This window comes from Phycicoccus sp. CSK15P-2 (assembly GCF_016888005.1).
GTDB lineage: Bacteria > Actinomycetota > Actinomycetes > Actinomycetales > Dermatophilaceae > Phycicoccus.
This window is the reverse complement of sequence record NZ_JAFDVE010000017.1, coordinates 63,101-80,492: the sequence shown is the minus strand read 5'-3', so window position 1 is coordinate 80,492 and position 17,392 is coordinate 63,101. Positions and strand designations below refer to the sequence as shown.

Sequence of the window (17,392 nt, the reverse complement as noted above, 5' to 3'; positions counted from 1 at the left end):
ACCACCACGACCTCCCCGAAAGCCCATGTCTCGACTCGACCCCCGGTCCCCCTTGGTGCTCGACACCAAGCTCGTGGGCCGCAGGCCCGGGTCGATGCACGAGCTCGAGCGGGAGGCCGCGGCGCCGAGCGACCTCGGCACCGACGTCGTCGCCGTCGCGGAGGGCAGCCCCCTCCGGCTGACGGTCCGGATGGAGTCGGTCGTCGAGGGCGTGCTCGTCACCGGTTCGGTCCGTGCCACGGCGACCGGCGCCTGCGTGCGGTGCCTGGACCCCGTCACCGTCCCGGTCGACGGGTCCTTCCAGGAGCTGTTCGTTCACGCCGATCGGCACGTCCACCACGAGCAGGTGGGGGACGATGACGCCGACGAGGAGTACCAGGTCGAGGACGGTCTCATCGACCTCGACGCGGTGCTCCGGGACACGGTGGTGCCCGCACTGCCGTTCCAGCCGGTGTGCCGGCCCGACTGCCCCGGGCTGTGCTCCGTCTGCGGCCAGCCGCTCGCGGAGGACCCGGAGCACCGGCACGACCAGATCGACCCCCGATGGGCGGCGCTCTCGGCCCTGGCCGAGAACCCGCCGACGACGACAGAGAAGAGGACCTGACGTGGCCGTTCCGAAGCGGAAGATGTCGCGCTCCAACACCCGCTCGCGCCGCGCCAACTGGAAGGCGACGGCCGTCGCCACGACGACGTGCCCGCAGTGCAAGGCCGCGACGCAGCCGCACATGGCGTGCCCGTCGTGCGGTGCCTACAAGGGGCGCCACTACGGCGCCGCCGAGCGTACCGACCACCAGGGCTGACGCCCCGCCCCATGGGCAAGGGCTCGGCAACGGCCGGTGATCTGGCCCCTCTGCGTCCCGTCCAGGAGCTGAGCGACCTCCTCGAGGAGGTCACCGGCACCACGGTGGACGAGGCGCTGCTCCGTCGTGCCCTGACGCACCGCTCGTACGCGTACGAGATGGGCGGTCTGCCGCACAACGAGAGGCTCGAGTTCCTCGGCGACTCGGTGCTCGGGCTCGTCGTCACGACGACGCTCTACGACACGAACCCGGACGAGACCGAGGGCCAGCTCGCGAAGCTGCGCGCCGCGGTCGTCAACATGCGGGCGCTGGCCGACGTCGGACGCACCCTCGGCCTCGGTGACCACGTGTTCCTGGGCCGCGGGGAGGAGTCGACCGGCGGCCGTGACAAGGACTCCATCCTCGCGGACACCGTGGAGGCCGTCATCGGGGCGGTCTACTCGAGCGCGGGCATCGAGGCGGCCGGGGAGCTCGTCCACCACCTCGTCGACCCGCTGCTCGCCCAGTCCGCCACCCTCGGCGCCGGCCTGGACTGGAAGACGAGCCTGCAGGAGATCAGCTCCAAGCACGGCCTCGGCTCGCCCGAGTACTGCGTGAGCGAGGAGGGGCCCGAGCACGCGAAGTCCTTCGACGCCGAGGTCCTCGTGGGCGGGACCGTCCTCGGGCGCGGCGCGGGCCGCACCAAGAAGGTCGCCGAGCAGGAGGCCGCCGCGCACGCCTGGGCCGCGATCCGGGACATGCACGAGACGTCCGACGACCCGGCCGCGGGTGCCTGAGCTCCCCGAGGTCGAGGTCGTCCGCCGCGGCCTCGCCGACCACGTCGAGGGTCGGGTCCTGCGGTCCGTGGAGCTCCGTGGCCACCGGGTGGCCCGTCGCCACCTCCCGGGGCCCGACGACCTCGCCGCGCGCCTCGCCGGTCGCCGGGTCGCCGCCGTCCGCCGCCGTGGCAAGTACCTGTGGTGGGACCTCGAGGGGTCGCTCGGGCTGCTGCTCCACCTCGGGATGAGCGGCCAGCTGCTCGTCGAGCCGGCGGACGCCCCCGACGAGCGCCACCTGCACGCCAGGTTCCGTTTCGAGGACGGCGACCCCGAGCTGCGCTTCGTCGACCAGCGCACTTTCGGAGGCCTGGCCCTCGCCGAGCTCGGCCCGGACGGAGTGCCCCTCGCCATCGCCCACATCGCCCACGACCCGTTCGAGCCGGCCTTCGACGCCGACGCCGTGGCGCGCCGGATGCAACGCAAGGACAGCGCGGTGAAGCGGGTCCTCCTCGACCAGACGGTCGTGTCCGGGATCGGCAACATCTACGCGGACGAGGCGCTGTGGCGCGCGGGCATCCACGGGCAGCGTCCGGCCGGTGCGCTGTCCAAGCCGCGGCTCGCCGCACTGCTCGGGCACGCGCAGGACGTCATGCGGGACGCGCTCGGGGAGGGTGGGACGAGCTTCGACGCGCTCTACGTCAACGTCAACGGCGCGTCCGGCTACTTCGACCGGTCGCTCGCCGTGTACGGGCAGGCCGGCCGGCCGTGCCCCCGCTGCGGCACCCCCATCCGGCGCGAGCAGTTCATGAACCGCTCGTCGTTCTCGTGCCCGCGCTGTCAGCCGAGGCCGCGACGCCGCCCGCTGCGCCCGGCCGGGTGACCGCGGTCAGGGCACCCGGACGGCCTTCACCGGGGCCGGCTGCCCGGTACGGCGCTCGGCGAGCGCGACGAACGCCCGCTGCACGGTGCGCGTGTACAGGTGCGCGCCCTTGACGCTCGGGTGGATGTCGTCGGACTGCAGCATCCCCTCGGTGTCCTTCAGCGCGGCGTCCCAGTCGGCGACGACGACGTTGTCCCGGCCCCGCACGACCTCACGCAGCTGCTCGTTGTCGGTCTCGGCGCGGGCGTACCGGCCGTGCACTGTGACGACGACGACCATCCGGTCCGGGCCGATGACGTCGAGTGTGCGGCGGATGGCCTTGGCGTCCGTGCCGAAGTTCGTGCCGAAGGCGAGGAGCACCGCGCGGCGCAGGCCCTCGCCCCGGGCCCGGACCAGGGCGGGGGCCTGGCTCCACCGGCGGTTGGACCGGGCGTCGATGCGGACCTTCGGGTACCAGTAGCGGACGGCGTCGCTGGCCCCGACGAGCATCGAGTCCCCGAACGCGTCGATCTCGCCACTCTTCGGCATCGTCCAGTCCACGGTCGCCGCGGCCGGGCTCGCGGTCACGGAGGGGGTGGGCGAGGCGGACGGGGAGGAGGCGGAGGCGGGTCGCGCGAGAGCCGCGGCCTCACGCGCGGCGAGCTCGGCCTCCTGGGCCGCGAGGGTGGCCTCGGTGCGTGTCCGCTCGGGCGCGGTGACGAGGACGACCGGCACCGCGACCACGACGGCGGCGACGACACCCCACACGACCCGGGCCCGGCGCGTCCCGCCGGTGCGCATCCGCCGGGCCAGGGCCGCGAAGGCGCCGACCGGGCCGAGGCGCCGGACCGGGGTCTCGACGAAGCGGTAGGTGAGGTCGGCGAGGGCGATCGTGACCAGGGCCGCCCACAGCCGGGTCGCCACGTAGTGGCCCCCTCCCGGCGTGACCGGCAGGTCGCGGCCGACGACGAGGACGACGGGCCAGTGCCACAGGTAGATGCCGTAGCTGCGGGTGCCGAGCCAGCGGGCGGCCGGGAGCTCGAGCAGCGCGCGCAGCCGACCCGGTCGCTCGACGACGACGAGCAGGACGGCGGCGGTGGCGAGCGCGGCCAGCAGGACACCGCCGCGGAAGGTCAGCGGTGAGCGCTCGTCGGCGACCACGAAGAGCGTGACGAGAGTGAGCGCGCCGAGCAGTCCGACGGTGCGCCGGTGTCTCGCCCAGGCGGCGGTCCTCGTGCCGGCACGCGAGGGGCCGGCGAACGCCAGGGCGAGCGCGGCGCCCACCATGAGGGGCGCGGCATGGGTGTCGGTGCCGTAGTAGACACGGGTCGGGTACTCGGGGTCGAACCGCAGGGCCATCAGGACGGCGCTCGCGGCGGCGAGCCCGGCGACCACGGCGGCCCGGTGCGCGGGACGTGCCACGAGGGCCGTGAGGGCGAGCAGTGCCAGGGGCCACAGGAGGTAGAACTGCTCCTCGACCGCGAGCGACCACAGGTTCGCGAGCAGGGCGGGACTCGTCGCCGCGAAGTAGTCGGAGCCGGCCGCGATCTCGAGCCAGTTCGAGGTGAAGGTCGCGGCGCCGAGCACCTGCCGGCCGACCCCGACCAACAGGTCACCCTCGGCCAGCCGGGCGAGCAGGACCGCGGACGGGACCACGACGGCGAGCGCTGGGAGGAGGCGCCGGGCCCGGCGTCGCCAGAAGGCCGGGAGGTCGACGCCGCCGGTGGCCGCCCGCTCGCGGAGCAGGAGCGTCGTGATGAGGAAGCCGGAGACGACGAAGAAGACGTCGACCCCGAGGAAGCCGCCGGACAGCCAGCCGGGGTCGAGGTGGAACACGACGACCGCGACGATGGCGAGCGCCCGGAGGCCGTCCAGCCCCGCCAGGCGTCCGGTCTCCGTGGCGGGGCGTTGGGGAACCGGACGGCGCGCGGTGGCGACGCCGCCGTGCGATGCGGGCCCGGCCGGCTCCATGGCGGCCACGGTAGTGACGCGCCGCTCCCGGGGCGCGGAGGCGCGCTGGGGACCGGTCCCTACGATGTCCGTCATGTCCGACGCCTCCTCCGACCCGGTGGCCCGCGGCACGGTGTTCGTCCGGGGTCGGGTCCAGGGGGTGGGGTTCCGCTGGTGGACGCGCTCCCGAGCCCTCGAGCTCGGCCTCTCCGGGTGGGCGCGCAACACCGACGACGGCCGCGTCGAGGTCGCCGCCGAAGGTGCCCGCGACGACGTCGAGCGGCTGGTCGACCTCCTGCGCGAGGAGCCCTCGGGCGCCGGCCGGCCCGGTCACGTCACGGCGGTCTCGGACGTCCGCTGGGGAGAGGCGCGCGGCGGGAGCGGGTTCCACGAGCGCTGACGGCTGGGATGGCGGTGGTGCTCGCGGTGCTGGACACCTCGCCGCGGCGCACCGTGTCTTCCTACGATGGCCCGGTGAGCGACATCCCCCCGGACCTCGCGCGGCTGCGGTCGAGCATCGACAACATCGACGCGGCCCTCGTCCATCTGCTCGCGGAGCGGTTCAAGTGCACCCAGGCCGTCGGCGAGCTCAAGGCCGCCGAAGGCTTGCCGCCGGCAGACCCGGAGCGTGAGGAGCGGCAGGTCGCGCGGCTGCGTGCCCTTGCTCACGACTCGGGGCTGGACCCACGGTTCGCCGAGGCGTTCCTGGGCTTCATCATCGCCGAGGTCATCCACCACCACGAGCGCATCGCCGGTCGGCCCGAGCAGCCCTGACCCGTCCACCTGTCCCGGGCGGCCTGACCCATCCGTCCGGACCTGGCCCGACCGAGCAGCCCTGACCCAACCGTCCGGACCCGGCCCGACCCGACCGCGTCCGCCATCCGCACTCTTTTCGCCTCGTGCGACAACCTCGCGTCACGCACCCCGAAGTTCGGGGTGCCCGACCGAACCTTCCGGCACCACGCGAAAAAGGTGAGGTCGGGCGGGCCGGGAGCGGGTGTCACAGAGGCCTCGGCGGTCTCGCAGATCACAGGTGTCCCATGCGTCACCGGTCGACCCGGCGCGTCCCGGAGCCGTGCACCGCCCGCGGGTAGCATCGCCCGCGACCCCGACCCGCCGAGCCCCGACCGAGAGACGACGACCCGCCGCATGTACCTCAAGACGCTGACCCTCAAGGGGTTCAAGTCCTTCGCCTCGGCGACGACGATGCGCCTCGAGCCGGGCATCACCTGCGTCGTCGGCCCGAACGGCTCCGGCAAGTCCAACGTCGTCGACGCCCTCGCGTGGGTCATGGGCGAGCAGGGCGCCAAGAGCCTGCGTGGCGGCAAGATGGAGGACGTCATCTTCGCCGGCACCTCCGGGCGTCCGCCGCTGGGCCGCGCCGAGGTCAGCCTGACGATCGACAACACCGACGGCGCCCTGCCCATCGACTACTCCGAGGTGACGATCACCCGGACGATGTTCCGTGGCGGCGGCTCCGAGTACGCCATCAACGGCACGTCCTGCCGTCTCCTCGACGTCCAGGAGCTGCTCTCCGACTCCGGCCTCGGCCGTGAGATGCACGTCATCGTCGGCCAGGGCCAGCTCGACACCGTCCTCCGGGCGACGCCCGAGGACCGCCGCGGGTTCATCGAGGAGGCCGCCGGCGTCCTCAAGCACCGGCGCCGCAAGGAGCGCACCCTCCGCAAGCTCGACCAGATGGAGGGCAACCTCACCCGCGTCCACGACCTCACCGGCGAGATCCGCCGCCAGCTGGGCCCGCTCGGCCGGCAGGCCGAGGCCGCGCGCAAGGCCGCCGTCGTCCAGGCCGAGGCGCGCGACGCCCGCCTGCGGCTCCTCGCCGACGACCTCGTCCAGCTGACGAGCATCGTCGAGCAGGAGGTCGCCGACGAGACCGCGCTGCTCGAGCGCCGCACGGCCGTCGAGGACGCGCTCGCCGACGTCCGCCTCCGGCTGGGCGAGGTCGAGCAGCGGGCGAGCGAGGCCGCGCCCGAGCTGGGCCGTGCCCAGGAGCGCGTCGTCCGGATGCAGAGCCTGCGCGACCGCCTCGAGTCCACCGGCTCGGTGGCGGCCGAGCGCGTCCGGCTGCTCTCCCAGGACGAGGAGCACGAGACGACGACCGGCCGCGACCCCGAGGAGCTGCGCGCCCAGGCCACCCAGGCCCGTGAGGCCGAGGAGCTCCTCCTCGCCGAGATCGCCGAGACGACCGAGGGGCTCGAGGCCGCGGTCGCCGACCGCGAGGAGGCCGAGGCCGCGTTCGCCGCCGAGCAGCAGCGGCTCGCACGGCTGGCCCGCGCCGCGGCCGACCGCCGCGAGGGTCTGGCCAAGCTCGCCGGCAAGGTCGGTGCCCGGCGCAGCCGGATCGAGGCGGGGGAGGCCGAGATCGGGCGGCTGCAGACCCTCGCCGCGGAGGCTCGGCAGCGTGCCGCGGACGCCGAGAAGGAGTTCGCCGGGCTCGAGGGCGGCATCGCGGACGAGGAGAAGGGCGAGGAGGGGCTCGACTCCACCTACGAGGCCGCCGCCGAGCGTCTCGCCGAGGCCGAGACCGAGGTCGAGCGCCTCCGCACCGCCGAGCGCGACGCCGAGCGGGACCGCGCGTCCGCGACCGCCCGGCTCGAGGCCCTCGAGCTCAGCCTGCGCCGCAAGGACGGCGCGGCGACCCTCCTCGAGGCCGCCGACGACCACGAGGTCCTCGGGGCGGTCTCCTCGCTGCTCCACGTGAGCGGCGGCCACGAGGCCGCCGTCGCGGCCGCACTGGGCTGGGCCTCGGAGGCCGTCGCCGTCGGCTCCACCGGGTCCGCCGCCTCCGCGTTCGAGCACCTGAGGACGAGCGACGGAGGGCGGGCCACGCTCCTCGTGGGCCAGACCGCCGCCCCGAGCGACCCCGGCTCGTGGCCGGGCCTGGACGGTGAGGCCGTGTGGGCCCGCGACGTCGTCGACGCGCCCGACACCGTCCGTCCGGCGGTCGAGCAGCTGCTCGAGCGGGTCGCCCTCGTCCCGACCTCGGGGCACGCCATCGCCCTCGTCGCCGACCACCCCGGTGTCACCGCGGTCACCGCCGACGGTGACGTCTACGGCCCGGGCTGGGCTCGGGGCGGCAGCAGCTCGGGGGAGTCGCTGATCGAGGTGCAGGCGGCGGTCGAGGAGACCCGCACCACGCTCGAGGGCGCGGTCGCGCGGGTCGAGCGGACGACCTTCGAGCTCGCCGCCGCCACCGAGAAGGCACGCGTCCTCACGGACGAGGTCGACACCGCGCTCGAGGCGCTGCACGAGTCGGACGCCCGGATGGCCGCGGTCGCGGAGCGGCTCGGGAGCCTCGGTGCGGGGATGCGCACCGCCGCCGCGGAGGCGGAGCGTGCCGAGCGGGCCATCGCGAGCGCGCGCGAGACCCTCGACGCCGACCGGGTCGAGCTCGAGGCCCTCACTGCGCGTCTCGAGGAGGCCGAGGCCGAGCCCGTCGAGGACGACGCCGACCCCTCCACGGAGGAGCGCGACCGCCTCGAGCTCGAGGCCAGCCGGGCCCGCACCGCCGAGACCGAGGTCCGCCTCGCACTGCGCACCAAGGAGGAGCGGGCGCGCGCGCTCAAGGGGCGCGCGGACTCCCTCGAAGGCGCCGCCCGCAACGAGATCGCCGCCCGCGAGAAGCTCCGCGAGCGCCAGGAGCGCCGCCGCCGCGAGGCCGAGGTGGCCGCCGCCGTCCACGAGGCCGCGGGCTACGCCGTGCACCGGGTGTCCCGTGCGCTGGCGCGGGCCACGACGCTGCGCGACGCGGCCGAGGCCGAGCGGGTCGAGCGGGACCGCACCGCGGCGACGCTGCGCCAGGAGCAGGCGAAGGTCCAGGACGAGCTGCGCGACCTCACCGACGCGGCGCACCGCGACGAGATGGCCCGCGCCCGGCAGCTCGCCCGCATCGAGCAGCTGCAGACCAAGGCCGTCGAGGAGCTCGGTGTCGACCCCGACGTCCTCGCCGAGGAGTTCGGGCCGGACCAGCCGGTGCCGTTCGTCCCGGGCCCGGACGACGACCCGGACGCCGTCCCCGAGCCCACGCCGTACGTGCGCGACGAGCAGGAGAAGCGGCTGCGCAAGGCGGAGCGTGCGCTCTCCCAGCTGGGCAAGGTCAACCCGCTCGCGCTCGAGGAGTACGCGGCGCTCGAGGAGCGGCACACCTTCCTCACGACCCAGCTCGAGGACCTCAAGCGCTCCAAGCGCGACCTCCTCGACATCGTCAAGGAGGTCGACGAGCGCGTCGAGCAGGTCTTCACCGAGGCCTTCCACGACACCAAGGAGCAGTTCGAGCGGGTCTTCGAGCGGCTCTTCCCGGGAGGTGAGGGCCGCCTCGTCCTCACCGACCCGGACGACATGCTGACGACCGGCATCGAGGTCGAGGCCCGCCCGCCCGGCAAGAAGGTCAAACGGCTCTCGCTGCTGTCCGGCGGCGAGCGCTCGCTCGTGGCCGTGGCGCTGCTCGTCGCCATCTTCAAGGCCCGGCCGAGCCCCTTCTACATCATGGACGAGGTCGAGGCCGCGCTCGACGACACCAACCTCGGCCGGCTCATCACCCTCTTCGAGGAGCTGCGCGACTCCAGCCAGCTCATCGTCATCACCCACCAGAAGCGGACGATGGAGGTCGCCGACGCGCTCTACGGGGTGTCGATGCGCGGCGACGGCGTGACCACCGTCGTCAGCCAGCGGATCCGCGACGTCGCGGCCACCGCCTGAGGCGACCACCCAAGGCGTCAGCCGCCGGCGTGCCAGGCGGTGAGCAGCTCGCGCTCCTCGGCGTCGGTGAGCCCGGCCCCGCGCGGCTGGTCCGCCGGACGCCCCTCCTCCCACGCGAGGGTGTCGCGCAGCGTCTCGGCGAGCGGGCGTGTCGTCAGCCCGAGCCCGCGAGCGGCCTCCCCGGTGCGGGCGGCGAAACCGGCGTACTCGGGGAAGGGCAGCCAGAGCGGCAGGGTGCGTGGTCCCATCCACGCGTCGACACCCTGCGCGGTGAGCCACCCCGGGTCGGCCGGGACGGCGACCGCTCCTGGCCCGGCGACCGCGGCGGAGGCGTCGAGCACGTCGCCGAGTGTCGTCGTCGGTCCGACGGCGTCGACGACCCCCGTCGTGCCCTCTTGGCCACAGCGGACGAGCCACGCCGCGAGGTCGCGCACGTCGAGGACCTGCGCCGGGTCACCGAGGGCGTCCGGCACCAGCACCTGACCGGCGAGCGCCGGGTGCGCGAAGCGCCACGGGTACCAGCCGGTCCGCCCGGAGGTGTCACCCGGGCCGCCGATGAGCCCCGCGCGGGCGACGAGGGTGCGGTCGGCGCCGAGCCCCCGCAGGACGTGCTGCTCACAGGCGACCTTCTTCGCGCCGTAGCCGTCCGGGTCGTCGTCCGCCTCCTGGCGCGGCTCCAGGAGGGGCGTGGACTCGTCGGCCCCCACGACCGAGTGGTCCGCGTAGACGTTGCCGGTCGAGACGAACGACCAGTGCGCCACCCGTCCCTCCAGGGCCTCGACGGCCCGGCTCACCTGCCCGGGGTCGCGGGCGACGTCGACGACGGCGTCCCAGAGCTCGTCCTCGACCCCGCCGAGCCCTTCACCCGAGCGGTCGTGCCGGACGTGCCGCACCCCCTCGGGGGGCGTCCCGGACGTACCGCGTGCCACGCAGGTGACGTCGTGCCCTGCGGCGACGCCGGCGCGGGCGACCTCCCGGCCGAGGAACGCGGTACCACCGAGGACGAGAAGTCTCATCGCCTCAGACGACCACGTGGTCGCGGGTCCGTGGAAGCCCTGTTCGCCCAGGGCGCAGCGTCAGTGCGGGAGGCCTCCGGCCGACCCGATCGGCCAGAACCGCATCACGACCGGTCCGACGACGCGTTCGAGAGGGACGAAGCGGGCGCACTCCTGCCCGTCGGTGGCTCCGCGACAGCCGATGACGGAGTCGGCGGACTCCGACCGGTGGTCGCCGAGGACGAGGAGGTTCTCCTCGGGGACGCGGATCTCGGGGAAGCAGCGGCTGGACCGCGGGGTCGACGAGCAGTCGAGCGTGCCCGCCGTGAAGGGGATGTCCTCGTGGACGTACGGCTCATCGAGGGGCCTTCCGTCGACCGTGACCTTCCCGTCCGACGTGCAGCAGGCGACACGGTCGCCCGGCAGACCGATCGTGCGCTTGACCGTGTACGCCGTCGAGCTCGGACCGATCCCGGTGAGCCCGCCGACCCAGCGAGCGACCCGGACGAAGGGGTTGTCGGCCGGTGGCAGCTCGCGCTCCTGCCACGTGTCGCCGTGTCCGAACACGACGAGGTCGAGGCGGTCGATGTCGTGGTCTAGCCGGTTGACGAGGATGCGGTCCCCGATCCGCAGCGTGTTCTCCATCGACTGCGAAGGCACGCCGAAGGGCTTCACGAGGAAGGCCTGGACGAGGGCCACCCCCACGACAGCGACGAGGAGCTCGGTGAACCAGGGGAGACGGCGCCGGCGGAGGGTCTGCTCGTCCGACGCCGCACCGGCATCGGTCACCCGGTCACATTAGTCGCGGTGCGCGACCCACGACGACTCCGTCGCCGACCCCGTCGTGCGGGGCAGCGAGGCCCTCGGCGTGCGAGCGGGCCCGGCTCCTGCGTCCCGGCCGTCGTCGACGGTGCCGTGTGGTCGAATGAGGCTCTTCCCACCACGAAGGAGCCGCCCGGATGAAGTCCGGTATCGACACCACCGCCGTCGACCCCACGGTCCGCCCCCAGGACGACCTGTTCGCCCACACCAACGGTCGCTGGCTGGCCACGACCGAGGTCCCGGAGGACCGCGGGCGCTACGGCACGTTCGACGTCCTGCGCGAGACCGCCGAGGCGGACGTCCGGGCCATCATCGAGGAGGTGTCGGCCGGCTCGCCGGCCGGGGGCACGGTGGCCGCGAAGGTCGGTGACCTCTACTCCAGCTTCATGGACGAGGCCACCGTCGAGGCGCTCGGGGCCGCACCGCTCGCGGCGGGGCTGGAGCGCGTCACCGCAGTGCGCGACGCCTCGGACCTCCTGCGCCTGCTCGGCGAGCTCGGCCGTGAGGGGGTGGGTGGGCTCGTCATCCCGTTCGTCAACACCGACGACCGTGACCCGGACCGCTACGTCGTCTACCTCGAGCAGGCCGGCATCGGTCTGCCCGACGAGTCCTACTACCGCGAGCCGGAGCACGAGGAGCGCCGGGCCCGGTACGTCGAGCACGTCGGCCGGATGCTCGCCCTCGTCGCCTGGCCCGGGGCGCAGGCCGCGGCCGAGCGGGTCATGGCCCTCGAGACCCGGATCGCGGCCGGCCACTGGGACAAGGTGACCAACCGGGACCCGGTCAAGACCTACACGCTCGTCGACCGCGCCGGCCTCGACGCCCTCGCGCCCGGCATCGACTGGGCCGCCTACCTCGAGGGGCTCCAGGCACCGCCCGGGGCGTTCGCCGCGGTCGTCGTGCGCCAGCCGGACCATCTGGTCTCGGTCGCCACGGCGCTCGCCGAGGAGCCCGTCGAGGCGTGGCGGGACTGGCTGGCGTGGCAGCTCGTGCACGCGCACGCGCCATACCTGTCCGCGGCGTTCGTCGACGAGAACTTCGACTTCTTCGGTCGCACGCTCTCCGGTGTCCCGGCCCTGCGCGCCCGCTGGAAGCGCGGGGTCGGTCTCGTCGAGGAAGCGCTCGGCGAGGCGGTCGGCCAGCTCTACGTCGAACGGCACTTCCCGCCGCACGCGAAGGCGCGGATGGTCGAGCTCGTGGCCAACCTCGTCGCCGCGTTCCGCGAGAGCCTCTCCGGCCTGTCCTGGATGGGGCCGGGGACGCGGGCCGAGGCGCTCGCCAAGCTCGACCGTTTCACCCCGAAGATCGGATACCCGGACCGCTGGCGCGACTACTCCGCCCTCGAGGTCGACGCGCACGACCTCCTCGGCAACGTGCGCCGTGCGGTGGCCTTCGAGGTCGACCGGAACTTCGCCAAGCTCGGCGGGCCGGTCGACCGCGGCGAGTGGTTCATGACCCCGCAGACGGTCAACGCGTACTACAACCCCGGGATGAACGAGATCGTCTTCCCGGCCGCGATCCTCCAGCCCCCGTTCTTCGATGTCGAGGCCGACGACGCCGTGAACTACGGGGGGATCGGAGCGGTCATCGGCCACGAGATCGGCCACGGGTTCGACGACTCGGGCTCCCAGTTCGACGGTCGCGGCGAGCTGCGTGACTGGTGGACCGAGGAGGACCGGGCGCGCTTCCAGGCGCTCGCGGACGCCCTCGTCGCGCAGTTCGACGTCCTCGAGTCGCGGGACGCGCCGGGGAAGAATGTCAACGGCGCCCTGACCGTCGGCGAGAACATCGGTGACCTCAGCGGCCTGACGATCGGGTACGCCGCCTACCGCATCGCCCTCGAGGGCCGGCCGGCACCGGAGATCGACGGCCTGAGCGGCGTCCAGCGCTTCTTCCTCGGATGGGCCCAGCTCTGGCGGGGGAAGGCCCGCCCCGCCGAGGCCGAGCGACTGCTGACGATCGACCCGCACAGCCCGATGGACCTCCGGGCCAACGCCGCGCGCAACCTCACGGAGTTCCACGAGGCCTTCGACGTCACACCGGGGGACGCCATGTGGCTGGCGCCGGACGAGCGGGTCCGGATCTTCTGAGCCGTCCGGTCGGGCGCCAGGGAGGTGCGATGCCTGCCGCCCGACCGGCCCCTGCCGGCTCGGGGCGGTGTGCCGACCTCCCGAGCCTCGCGTGCCGGACACCCACTTGCACGTGCGCTGCAGGTTCCTGCACGATGGGCGTCATGCCCGGGGGAACGGGGGTGCAACGGCGTGGGGGCCAGGCCGGCTGGCAGGCGGTCCTCGACGCCGCCGCCGCGCTGCAGCTGCACCGGCGGTCCCTCCTCGCCGAGCTCGAGCGGAGCCGGCCTCCGGTGGACATCCGTGTCGTCTCCGGTGGCCCGCTGCTCAACGAACACCTGCGCCGTGAGTCGGGGTCCTGGCGCCACCTCCTCTCGATCCGCCCCCGGACGGTGGCGCCCGAGCTCGAGTACAGCCTTCCCAACAACCGGCGCCTCGTGGACAAGGGCCTGACGATGACGAGCGTCTTCGACCGGCTCGGCACGTCGGACGCCGCGCTCGGCCTGCTCGCCGGCGAGACCAAGGGCCGGTACGTGCTCGCCGACGCACCGGTCCAGATGAAGGTCATCGACCACCGCTCGGTCATGCTCGAGGGGCCCGGCCCGGACACCTGCGTCATGGTGGTCCAGCGCCCGGCGACGGTCGAGCTGGCGGTGCGGTACTGGGCGGCGGTCATGGTGACCTCGGACCCGGTCCCCGCTGCGGACCCGGCCGCCGGCGTACTCACCGAGCGCCAGCAGGTGGTCGTCAGGCTGCTCCGCGAGGGCTGGACGGACGAGCGCGTCGCGGCGGCCCTGCGGGTGAGCGTCCGGACCGTGCGGACCGACATCGCCGCCGTGCTGGAGTCGGTCGGCGCACGCTCCCGGTTCGCCGCCGCGTGGCGGCTCGCGTCCACCGAGTCGGACCGCGGGTTGGGCGCACCGTCCGACACTTGACAGGATGACCGGGTGACCGACTCCCTGTGGACCTATGCCGGCATCGCCCTCGCCGTCCTCCTCGTCGTCGGCGGTGTGGTCGCCGGGCTGCTCCGGGGGCGTGGCGGCGCCGAGCGTGACCTCGACGTCCCCGGCACCGAGGGCCCCGGGACCCCCGGCGCGGCCGACGCCGACCTCGCGCCGGACGGTGCGATCGGCACGATCGAGCATCCCGGCGAGGTCGTCGACGACACCGAGGCCCCACCCGCTCCCGTGCCCGTCCCGGAGCCGGAGCCCGTCCCGGCCGTCGAGACCCCGGAGGAGCCGGCCGGTCGGCTGCGTCGCCTCCGGTCCCGCCTCGCGCGCTCCAACTCCGCGCTCGGCAAGGGTCTGCTGGCCCTCCTGTCGGGAGGGTCGCTCGACGACGCCGCCTGGGAGGAGGTCGAGGACACCCTGCTCGCCGCGGACCTCGGCGTCGCAGCGACGACCGAGCTCGTCGAGGGCCTGCGGACCAGGGTCGCGGTCGAGGGCACGACGGACGAGGCGGTCGTCCGTGGCTGGCTGCGCGAGGAGCTGCTGGCTCTCGTCGACCCGACGATGGACCGCTCGCTCGCCGACGCGCGGGTCGACGGCCGGCCGGCCTGCGTCCTCGTCGTCGGGGTCAACGGCACGGGGAAGACGACGACGGTCGGCAAGCTCGCCCGGGTGCTCGTCGCCGAGGACAAGGACGTCGTCCTCGGCGCGGCGGACACCTTCCGGGCCGCGGCCGCCGACCAGCTCGAGACCTGGGGCGGGCGCGTCGGCGTGCCGACCATCCGGTCCGACCGCGAGGGCGCCGACCCGGCGTCGGTGGCGTTCGACGCCGTCAAGGCGGCCGCCGAGATGGAGGCCGACGTCGTCGTCGTCGACACTGCGGGTCGGCTGCAGAACAAGGCCGGCCTCATGGACGAGCTCGGCAAGGTCAAGCGCGTCATCGAGAAGCAGAGCCCGGTCGACGAGGTGCTGCTCGTGCTCGACGCCACCACCGGCCAGAACGGGATGAAGCAGGCCGAGGTCTTCTCGGAGGTCGTCGGGATCACCGGCATCGTGCTCACCAAGCTCGACGGCACCGCCAAGGGCGGCATCGTCGTCGCGGTGCAGCGAGCGCTCGGCGTGCCGGTCAAGCTCGTCGGTCTCGGCGAGGGCCCGGACGACCTCGCACCCTTCGACGCCGAGGCGTTCGTCGACGCGATCGTCGAGTAGCCGCTACAGGGAGCAGGCCGGCGTGCCTCCAGGGAGCCGGTGCCGGTTGCGCGCGACCCACCGGTAGACGGCACCGGCGAGCGGCCGCACCCCGGGTGCGAGCAGCAGCGCGCCCACCGGGCGCACCCAGGCTCTGGAGGCGAGCAGCGACCGCGCGACGGCGCGCTCGGCCCCCGACACGCGGCCGTCCGCCGCGACCCACTGCACCGCCTCGGCGCACGCGTCCTCGCTGAGGCCGAGTGACGTGAGGTCGAGATGCTGCCAGGGCTCGACGCCGAAGTCGGCGGGGGAACGGCGCAGCCGGCGCAGGGCGTCCGCGGAGGTCGTGCAGAACGCGCAGTCGCCGTCGAAGACGAGCACGGGCCGGCGGACGCTCACACCAGGATCGTCGCACGGACGCCCGGTCTCACGATCCGGGACCTCGCCGCACGCGAAACCCGATGCTTACACTCACGCCGTTTCCGAAACACGCCCGTAACACGACACGGCAGGCCGTGAAACGGCGGTGGCCGACAGTACTGCGCCATGAGCACGACACTCGCCCCCATGGCAGAGGCGGCCGAGACCCTCGACTACGCGTCGACCGGCTTCGTCATCCTCTGCGCGTCCCTTGTCCTCCTGATGACCACCCCGGGTCTCGCCCTCTTCTACGGCGGTCTCACCCGGGCGAAGTCCATCCTCAACATGATGATGATGTCGTTCGGTGCGATGGGCATCATCGCCGTCGTGTACGTCCTCTGGGGCTACTCGATGTCGTTCGGCACCCAGAACGTCGCCGGCCTCTTCGCCAACCCGTTCGAGAAGTTCGGTCTGGCCAACATGGAGCCGCTCTACAACAGCTTCGGCTACGAGGGCTACGGCAACATCCCCGAGCTCGCGTTCGTCGGCTTCCAGCTGACCTTCGCCGTGATCACCGTCGCGCTGATCAGCGGCGCGATCGCCGACCGCGTGAAGTTCTCGACCTGGCTGGTCTTCGCCCCGATCTGGGCCACCCTGGTCTACTTCCCGATCGCCCACATGGTGTGGGGTGGCGGCATCCTCGGTGGTGCCGGCGAGAGCATCTCGGGCTGGGTCCTCGGCAGCACCGACGGTGAGGCCAACGTGGCCCCGATCGACTTCGCCGGCGGCACCGTGGTCCACATCAACGCCGGTATGGCGGGTCTGGTCCTGGCGCTGGTCGTCGGCAGCCGGGTCGGCTTCAAGAAGGTCCCGATGCGGCCGCACAACGTGCCGCTGGTCATGATCGGCGCCGGCCTGCTGTGGTTCGGCTGGTTCGGCTTCAACGCGGGCTCGGAGCTCGCGGCCGACGAGACCACCGCGCTGGTGTGGGTCAACACGACCGTCGCCACCGCCGCCGCGATGCTCGGCTGGCTCCTCGTCGAGAAGGTGCGCGACGGGCACGCCACCTCGGTCGGCGCCGCGTCCGGTGTCGTCGCCGGTCTCGTCGCCATCACCCCGGCCTGTGGCAACCTCTCGCCCGTCGGCTCGATCGCCCTCGGTGTCTTCGCCGGAGTCTTCGCCGCGCTGGCCGTGGGCCTGAAGTACAAGTTCGGCTACGACGACTCGCTCGACGTCGTCGGCGTCCACCTCGTCGCCGGCCTCTGGGGCACCATCGGCGCCGGTCTCCTCGCGACCGACGGCGGTCTCTTCTACGGTGGCGGTGTGGACCAGACCGTCGTCCAGATCCTCGTCGCTCTCGCCACGGTCCTCTTCACCGGTGTCATGACCCTCGTCATCGGAATGGCCCTCAAGGTCACCATGGGCTGGCGGATCCCCGAGGACGTCGAGGTCGCCGGCATCGACCAGGCCGAGCACGCCGAGTCCGCCTACGAGCTCACCGCTCGGGGTGGTCGTATCGGCGGCGCCGCCGGCACCGCCGGGGCGCGTGCGCCGGAGGACACCCACGACCTCGAAGGAGCCAAGTGATGAAGCTCGTCACCGCCATCATCAAGCCGCACCAGCTCGACGAGGTGAAGGAGGCCCTGGAGGCCTTCGGCATCCAGGGCATGACGATCAGCGAGGCACAGGGATACGGCCGACAGCGCGGCCACAGCGAGGTCTACCGCGGTGCCGAGTACACCGTCGACTTCGTCCCGAAGACCCGCCTCGAGATCCTCGTCGACGACATGGACTCCAGCTCGGTCCTCGACGTCATCCTCAAGGCCGCGCAGACCGGCCGGATCGGTGACGGCAAGGTCTGGGTCATCCCCGTCGAGGAGATCGCCCGGGTCCGCACCGGGGAGCGTGGGGTCGAGGCGATCTGA

The 17,392-nt window shown here is 73.5% G+C and carries 16 protein-coding genes; 12 read left to right on the top strand and 4 right to left on the bottom strand.

What is annotated here, in order from left to right:
• Nucleotides 1-25: 25 nt before the first annotated feature.
• From JQN72_RS11045 to mutM, 4 genes are read left to right on the top strand one after another with little or no spacing between them, the layout of a single operon-like run.
• Complete coding sequence (locus JQN72_RS11045; RefSeq protein ID WP_204135242.1) at nucleotides 26-604, top strand: DUF177 domain-containing protein; 579 nt, start codon at nucleotides 26-28, stop codon at nucleotides 602-604.
• A gap of 1 nt (nucleotide 605) precedes the next feature.
• Nucleotides 606-800 (top strand): 50S ribosomal protein L32, encoded by a 195-nt coding sequence (gene rpmF, locus JQN72_RS11040; protein ID WP_204135241.1) that lies wholly within the window; start codon nucleotides 606-608, stop codon nucleotides 798-800.
• Between the two features lie 11 nt (nucleotides 801-811).
• Nucleotides 812-1,576 carry a ribonuclease III gene (gene rnc, locus JQN72_RS11035; protein WP_204135240.1) on the top strand — a complete coding sequence of 255 codons (765 nt, stop codon included), beginning with the start codon at nucleotides 812-814 and terminating at the stop codon, nucleotides 1,574-1,576.
• Nucleotides 1,569-2,438, top strand: a complete 870-nt coding sequence (gene mutM / locus JQN72_RS11030; RefSeq protein WP_204135239.1) for a bifunctional DNA-formamidopyrimidine glycosylase/DNA-(apurinic or apyrimidinic site) lyase — start codon at nucleotides 1,569-1,571, stop codon at nucleotides 2,436-2,438. The genes rnc and mutM overlap by 8 nt, the downstream gene beginning before the upstream one ends.
• 6 nt (nucleotides 2,439-2,444) lie before the next feature.
• On the opposite strand, the gene JQN72_RS11025 is transcribed toward mutM, so the two are convergent.
• Nucleotides 2,445-4,388 (bottom strand): acyltransferase family protein, encoded by a 1,944-nt coding sequence (locus JQN72_RS11025; protein ID WP_204135238.1) that lies wholly within the window; start codon nucleotides 4,386-4,388, stop codon nucleotides 2,445-2,447.
• Nucleotides 4,389-4,452: 64 nt separating this feature from the next.
• Here JQN72_RS11025 and JQN72_RS11020 point away from each other — a divergent pair, with 64 nt between their 5' ends.
• The 3 genes from JQN72_RS11020 (at nucleotide 4,453) to smc (ending at nucleotide 9,086) form a co-directional block, all read left to right on the top strand.
• A complete protein-coding gene (locus JQN72_RS11020; RefSeq protein ID WP_204135237.1) occupies nucleotides 4,453-4,767 on the top strand; it encodes an acylphosphatase in 315 nt (104 codons plus the stop codon).
• Between the two features lie 74 nt (nucleotides 4,768-4,841).
• Nucleotides 4,842-5,141: a chorismate mutase gene (locus JQN72_RS11015; protein ID WP_307812624.1), complete on the top strand. Its 300-nt coding sequence runs from the start codon at nucleotides 4,842-4,844 to the stop codon at nucleotides 5,139-5,141.
• 375 nt (nucleotides 5,142-5,516) lie between these two features.
• A complete protein-coding gene (gene smc / locus JQN72_RS11010) occupies nucleotides 5,517-9,086 on the top strand; it encodes a chromosome segregation protein SMC (protein ID WP_204135235.1) in 3,570 nt (1,189 codons plus the stop codon).
• 17 nt (nucleotides 9,087-9,103) lie between these two features.
• On the opposite strand, the gene JQN72_RS11005 is transcribed toward smc, so the two are convergent.
• Both JQN72_RS11005 and lepB read right to left on the bottom strand, forming a co-directional pair.
• On the bottom strand, nucleotides 9,104-10,102 hold the full coding sequence (locus JQN72_RS11005; protein WP_204135234.1) for an oxidoreductase: 999 nt from the start codon (nucleotides 10,100-10,102) through the stop codon (nucleotides 9,104-9,106).
• A 60-nt stretch (nucleotides 10,103-10,162) separates the two neighbouring features.
• On the bottom strand, nucleotides 10,163-10,870 hold the full coding sequence (gene lepB / locus JQN72_RS11000) for a signal peptidase I (RefSeq protein ID WP_204135233.1): 708 nt from the start codon (nucleotides 10,868-10,870) through the stop codon (nucleotides 10,163-10,165).
• A 170-nt stretch (nucleotides 10,871-11,040) separates the two neighbouring features.
• Here lepB and JQN72_RS10995 point away from each other — a divergent pair, with 170 nt between their 5' ends.
• The 3 genes from JQN72_RS10995 to ftsY all read left to right on the top strand — a co-directional run bounded on the left by JQN72_RS10995 (nucleotide 11,041) and on the right by ftsY (nucleotide 15,128).
• Nucleotides 11,041-12,993, top strand: a complete 1,953-nt coding sequence (locus JQN72_RS10995; RefSeq protein WP_204135232.1) for a M13 family metallopeptidase — start codon at nucleotides 11,041-11,043, stop codon at nucleotides 12,991-12,993.
• A 143-nt stretch (nucleotides 12,994-13,136) separates the two neighbouring features.
• On the top strand, nucleotides 13,137-13,907 hold the full coding sequence (locus JQN72_RS10990) for a helix-turn-helix domain-containing protein (RefSeq protein ID WP_204135231.1): 771 nt from the start codon (nucleotides 13,137-13,139) through the stop codon (nucleotides 13,905-13,907).
• 12 nt (nucleotides 13,908-13,919) lie between these two features.
• Nucleotides 13,920-15,128 (top strand): signal recognition particle-docking protein FtsY, encoded by a 1,209-nt coding sequence (gene ftsY, locus JQN72_RS10985; RefSeq protein WP_204135230.1) that lies wholly within the window; start codon nucleotides 13,920-13,922, stop codon nucleotides 15,126-15,128.
• 3 nt (nucleotides 15,129-15,131) lie between these two features.
• Here ftsY and JQN72_RS10980 read toward each other — a convergent pair whose 3' ends face one another.
• Nucleotides 15,132-15,506: a thiol-disulfide oxidoreductase DCC family protein gene (locus JQN72_RS10980; RefSeq protein ID WP_204135229.1), complete on the bottom strand. Its 375-nt coding sequence runs from the start codon at nucleotides 15,504-15,506 to the stop codon at nucleotides 15,132-15,134.
• 147 nt (nucleotides 15,507-15,653) lie between these two features.
• Between JQN72_RS10980 and JQN72_RS10975 the strand changes: the two genes are divergently transcribed.
• Together JQN72_RS10975 and JQN72_RS10970 are read left to right on the top strand one after the other, a co-directional pair.
• Nucleotides 15,654-17,054, top strand: a complete 1,401-nt coding sequence (locus JQN72_RS10975) for an ammonium transporter (protein WP_204135228.1) — start codon at nucleotides 15,654-15,656, stop codon at nucleotides 17,052-17,054.
• Complete coding sequence (locus JQN72_RS10970) at nucleotides 17,054-17,392, top strand: P-II family nitrogen regulator (RefSeq protein ID WP_204135227.1); 339 nt, start codon at nucleotides 17,054-17,056, stop codon at nucleotides 17,390-17,392. The genes JQN72_RS10975 and JQN72_RS10970 overlap by 1 nt, the downstream gene beginning before the upstream one ends.